The organism is Ferruginibacter sp., from assembly GCF_014377975.1.
Taxonomy (GTDB): Bacteria; Bacteroidota; Bacteroidia; order Chitinophagales; family Chitinophagaceae; genus Ferruginibacter.
Map to the genome: position 1 here is coordinate 1 of NZ_JACMOO010000143.1, position 6173 is coordinate 6173.

The 6173-nt window shown below is 36.5% G+C and carries 4 protein-coding genes; all 4 read left to right on the plus strand.

The window, feature by feature from the left end:
* Window positions 1–675, plus strand: a 675-nt coding sequence (locus tag H7254_RS08500) for a fibronectin type III domain-containing protein (protein WP_301932563.1), incomplete at its 5' end; no start/stop codon positions are given.
* Between the two features lie 92 nt (window positions 676–767).
* On the plus strand, window positions 768–1508 hold the full coding sequence (locus H7254_RS08505) for an NUDIX domain-containing protein (protein ID WP_301932564.1): 741 nt from the start codon (window positions 768–770) through the stop codon (window positions 1506–1508).
* A 476-nt stretch (window positions 1509–1984) separates the two neighbouring features.
* Complete coding sequence (locus H7254_RS08510) at window positions 1985–5008, plus strand: SusC/RagA family TonB-linked outer membrane protein (protein WP_301932565.1); 3024 nt, start codon at window positions 1985–1987, stop codon at window positions 5006–5008.
* A 44-nt stretch (window positions 5009–5052) separates the two neighbouring features.
* Window positions 5053–6173: RagB/SusD family nutrient uptake outer membrane protein (locus H7254_RS08515; protein ID WP_301932566.1), on the plus strand; the 1121-nt coding region annotated here is incomplete at its 3' end.

The window sequence follows — 6173 nt, forward strand, 5'->3', positions numbered from 1 at the left end:
ACAGGTTTAAATGGCGCAAAAGATAGTTTTAATATTAGTGCTGCAACCCAAAGCATTACACTGCAACCCGGTGAATACCATGTGTACATTAGTTTAACAGGATGTAATGCTGTTACCCCTGCTTCCGGATTAAATGTTACCAACATTACAACCAATACTGTAACCTTAAGCTGGACCAATCTAAATGGTTTATTTTATACCGTAGACTACAAACAAACCGGCACATCTGTTTGGATGAATGCAGTTAACAATAGTACTGCGGGAACAGTATCGGCTTCTAATTTAATGGCAGGTACAAATTACGATTGGAGGGTAAGTTCAAATTGTACTGCAACACCTTCAACCAATTATGTACAATCTACTTTTACAACGGGTTTTAATATTCCTGCAATTGGAAATTTAAAGGATGGATATGGAATAAAAATAAGTCCAAACCCTGTTGTTGGGCAGGTAGTAATTGATTATTTTATCCGTGGGACCGGTATAGTAAATTTGACCTTGGTAAACCCTCTAGGGCAGCGGCTTAAAATTCTTTTTAGCGCAATGGAAACGCCGGGCCAGTACCAGTTGGTATTGCCAAATCAATTAAATGATTTAACCAATGGAAATTATTTTATCTGGCTGGAGCAAAACGGAAAAGGCAATGCTGTACATTTTATAAAAAATAATCAATAACGTATTTTTAATCCTGTAGATAATTTTCACATTATTTATAAGTATTAGTAAAACAATAATAAAATAGAAAGTTCATTTTTAAACATCATTCCATGCTGGCAGATGAAAAATTGGTCCTATTAAAAACTGCAAAAACGCTTCAGGCCATACAATCGGAGGTAGAAAACATTAATAGGATTGCCTTATCGGTAGATTGTGTAATTTTTGGTTTTGATGAAAATACACTTAAGGTATTATTGATAAGAAGTGACTTAAAAAAATATTCAGGCAAATGGTCTTTGCTGGGCGACCTGGTTTTTCCAAAAGAAGACCTTGATGCGGCAGCATACCGCATATTGAAGCAACGTACCGGGCTAAGCGATGTTTATTTGGAACAGGTACATACTTTTGGCACTGTTAACCGCCATCCCGCTGGCAGGGTAGTTACAGTAACTTATTGTTCCCTTATAAATGTGCAGCACCATAAATTAAACATACTTGATAATGAATTGCATTGGCATGATGTGAAGAATGTAACCGGCCTGGCATTTGACCACCAGCAAATATTTGATAACTGTTTTGAGAAATTGCAAAAAAGAGTGCAGGAGCATCCACTGGGCTTTAATTTACTGCAAAAGAAATTCTCCCTGCGAGACCTTCAAAACTTGTACGAAGCAATATTAAATATCAAGCTTGACAGGCGAAATTTTAGGAAGAAATTCTTTTCTATGGATCTATTGGTTGATTTAAACGAAATGGAACAAGACGTACCGCACCGCCCCGGAAAATTGTACAAGTTCAATTACGAAAAGTATGAAAAGAGAGTGAAGAAATGGGGAGGGATTGATTTTTAAGTATATACAAATGAAACGGGTATTTTTAATTTGCCCACTGGCCGTTAAATAAATCCAAACATCAACCTGCATATTTGCGTCAAAAAAATAGCAACTAATCTTTCTAGCCAACATTTATTTTTTTAGCATTGCACTTATAGTTAAGTATACAATAGTAAATTATTTGTATGCCTGGTGCAACAAGATGTAGTTAAAATTGGCAAAATAAAAAGCAAGTAAATATTTAACATTTATTTGTTAATCTAAAAAACACCAGTATATTGTGTACAAATTACACATTCTATAGTGTACTTTTTACACATTTCATAAAAACAAACTTTACTAACGATAATGGCTGTTTTATGGAATGCTAAACGAAAATGACTGCGTATGATTATTTGCCAGCTTTCTCAGGGTTTGGCTGCAGCATGCATTTTCTGTAAAGCATTTCATTTGCCCATTTAAAAAAACGCAAACAAATGCATATGAAAAAAAGCATGAAAAAAATGCTCCAATTTTTTTCAGGAACAGTTGCGGTAATGTTGCTATCATTAGCTGCCATTAGCCAAACTGTTATGTCCGGAAAAGTACGCGACTCTAAAGATGGAAGCCCGGTATCAGGGGTTACGGTAACCGCAAAAGGTACAAAGGTATCTACACAAACAAGTAACGATGGTACTTACAAAATTACTGCGCCTGCAGGTGCAACAACTTTGGTATTTACTTCAGTTGGATTTGCCCGTCAGGAACAAACCATCAACGGAGCGAGTGTAGATGTTAGTTTTGTTAGCAGTAGCCAACAATTAAACGATGTTGTAGTTGTAGGTTATGGCTCAGTAAAGAAAAAAGATCTTACAGGGTCAGTCTCTACAGTTTCATCAAAAGATTTTAATAAAGGTGTCTTTGCATCTCCCGAGCAATTAATTGCCGGTAAAGCTGCAGGTGTTTCTGTTATATCAAATGGTGGTGGCCCGGGTACCGGAAGTTCTATCCGCATCAGAGGCGGAGCTTCATTAAATGCAAGTAACAATCCATTAATTGTTATTGATGGCGTACCTGTTGATGTAGAAGGTGGCGTTAAAGGCGCACCAAGTTTTTTATCTACCATAAACCCAAACGATATTGAATCTTTCAATATTTTAAAAGATGCATCATCAACAGCTATCTACGGTTCAAGGGCTTCTAACGGCGTAATATTAATTACCACTAAAAAAGGTAAAAAAGGAAAGCCTGTATTTAATTTCAGTACCATTGCTTCTGCTTCTAAATTAGTAAAAAAAGCAGCGGTTTTAACAGCTGATGAATTAAGGGCACTTACTACCGCTAACCCGGATGGTAAAGCATTTATACCTTTTTTAGGAACTGCAAACACCGATTGGCAAGACCAGATTTACAGAAATGCTTTTGGTACTGATAATAATTTTAGTGTTAGCGGTGCATTGGGTAATATGCCATACCGTGCTTCTGTTGGTTATTATGCACAGGATGGTATTCAAAAAAATAATAGCCTTAAAAGAACTGCGGCATCTTTAAACTTAAGCCCACATTTTTTAAATGATCATTTAAGAGTAGATATTAATCTTAAAGGCTCCAACTCAAACAGCGATTATGCGCCTGATGGTTTAGTAAGTAATGCTTTAAGCTTTAACCCTACACAACCCATTTATAGTGGCAATAGTCGCTATGGTGGTTATTATCAGTATTTGCAGGATAATACTTTTACTGGTTTAAGAAACGGCGCACCCAATAATCCGGTTGGTTTGTTAAATCAAAATAGCCATACCGCAGTTTCTCAACGCAGCATCGGCAATGCACTGATTGATTATAAGTTTCATTTTTTACCTGATTTACATGCCACTTTAAATGTTGGTTATGATATTTCAAAGGGAACAGAAAATTATTACTCATCTGATAGTGCTGTTAATAGTTATAAATTTTCAGGAAGCGTTAGTCCGATTGATGGTAAATTTCATGGTGGTAACTTAAGTAAAGGGCACGAAACAAGTGCCAATAAATTATTGGAGTTTTACCTTACCTATGGCAAAGACCTGAAAGAAATTAATAGCCGTATTGATGTAGTGGGTGGATATGCTTTTCAAAATTTTGTAAAAACCGTTTACAATTACAGGAGTTATTATTTAGATGGTACACCTAAGGGAACTGGCGCTCAGCCTGCCTTTCCGTACGATAAACCTGAAAATACTTTGATATCCTATTACGGCCGTTTAAATTATGCTTACAAAGGGCGTTATTTATTAACAGGTACAATCCGTACAGATGCTTCTTCAAGGTTTCCTACCAATAACAGGTATGGCGTATTTCCTTCCGGTGCCATCGCATGGAAAGTTAAGGAAGAATCTTTCCTGAAAAATTCAACAGTTTTATCAGACCTTAAAGTACGAATTGCCTATGGCATCACAGGCCAGCAGGATGGATTGGCAAATTATTCGTCTGTAATAAATTACTTTCTTACAGATGTTAGTTCGCAATATCAGTTTGGCAATAGCTTTTACAGAGGTTATACTTTAGGCGGCTATAATACCAATATTAAATGGGAACAAACAGGCACCTCAAATGCAGGTATCGATTTTGGTTTTTTAAATAACCGCATCACCGGTAGTATAGATGTTTACTTAAAGAAAACAGCAGATTTATTAAACCAGGTAGATATTGCCGGGGGTACAAACCCAGCTAATAAATATGTATCTAATGTAGGCCTCATGGAAAACAAGGGTATCGAATTAAATATCAATACACAGGTAATCCGTAAGACAGATATGACACTTGATTTTGGTTTTAACGTTGCCTACAACAAAAATAAAATTAAGAAATTAACCTTCGTGTCAGACCCTACAAACCCAGGCAACAAATACAACCCTGATGGAACTAGTTTGCCTGGTACCGGTGCTACATTATTTATAAATTCTGTTAACCAGCTGCGTGGTTCATTTTATGTTTATCAGCAAGTTTATGATGCAGCAGGCAAACCAATTGAAGATATGTTTGTTGACAGAAACAGGGATGGCGTAATTAACGATAAAGATTTGTATCAATATAAAAATGCCGATCCGGTTGTGTTCATGGGTTTCAACAGTAATTTTTCTTACAAAAAATGGAATGCAGGTTTTGTAATGCGGGCAAGTATTGGAAATTATATGTACAATAATGGCGATGCTAACAATGGCCGGACCAGTTCTATTTTTACCAATAACAATACCGTTTTAAGAAATGGTACTCCCAATGTTTTATACACCAATTTTAAGGGTACAAGCGATAGATATTTTTTGTCTGATTATTATGTACAAAATGCTTCTTTCTTAAAAATGGATATCATTAACATCGGCTATGCTTTAGGCAAAGTGTTTAACGGCAAAGCAAACCTTCATGTTAATGCCAACTTGCAAAATGTATTTACCATCACAAAATATACAGGTATCGATCCCGAAATTAATAGCGGGGTAGATAATAATTTTTATGCCAGGCCCCGAATTTTATCTTTAGGATTTAACCTTGGGTTTTAATAAATAATAAATTTAAAAAAAATATTTTTATGATAAAAGAGAACATGAAAAATAAGCTCCTGCTTTTTGGAGTTGTAGCGATAGGTTTATCTTCCTGCACAAAAAAGCTGGATCTTGTACCAACTAATGGCACTAATAGTACCAATTTATTTACAAGCGCATCTGCCTACAAACAAGTACTGGCAAAGGTGTATGGTAGTTTTGCCACAACCGGCAGTAACGGGCCAGGCACGGGCGATATTCAAGGGATTGATGCAGGAACCTCTGATTTTTTAAGGTTGTATTGGAAGGCAGAAGAGTTGCCGACCGATGAAGCTGTTATTCAATGGGGAGATATCGGAATCCAGGATTTTCACAATATGGTGTGGACACCCAATAACCCTTTCATTACCGGTTTATATTATAGGAGCTTGTATCAAATTACCCTTGCCAACGATTTTATCAGGCAATCAAGCGATGCAAATCTTGCTTCAAGGAATATTACCAGCAAAAGTGCTGATAGTGTAAAACTATTCAGGACAGAAGCACGTTTTTTAAGGGCTTACCAATATGCGGTAATGATGGATGTTTTTGCAAAGCCACCATTTGTTGATGAAACTCCCTTAGCGCAAGGTTCATATCCAAAACAAAAAAGTCGTGCTGAATTATTTGCATGGATAGAAACTGAATTAAAAGCCATCGAACCAAACTTAGCTGCTGCAAAAACCAACGAATATGGCCGTGCTGATAAAGCTGCTGCCTGGTCGCTTTTAGCAAGGCTTTATTTAAATGCAAAAGTGTATACTGGTACCGATAGAAGTACTGATGCTATTACGTACAGTTCAAAAGTTATTGGTGCCGGTTATTCGTTAATAAATAAGTACAGCGAATTAATGTTGGCTGATAATAATTTAAATACCAGCGAGTTTATTTTTACCATCAATTATGATGGCAACTTTACACAAAACTATGGTGGCACAACATTTTTAACGCATGCCCCAATTGGCGGTACAGCAAAGGCAAGCGATTATGGTGTTGATAATAGCTGGTCGGGTTTACGTACCACTAAAGCCCTGGTGAATAAATTTCCCGGTGTAGGTGCTCCTGATTTACGTGCGCAATTTTATACTGACGGTCAAAATTTAGAGATAGGTTCTCAAACAGTTTTTACAGATGGTTACATGAT

Coding starts and splice junctions, on each gene's coding strand:
- H7254_RS08505 (WP_301932564.1), top strand. CDS start 768: ATGCTGGCAGATGAAAAATTGGTCCTATTAAAAACTGCAAAAACGCTT.
- H7254_RS08510 (WP_301932565.1), top strand. CDS start 1,985: ATGAAAAAAATGCTCCAATTTTTTTCAGGAACAGTTGCGGTAATGTTG.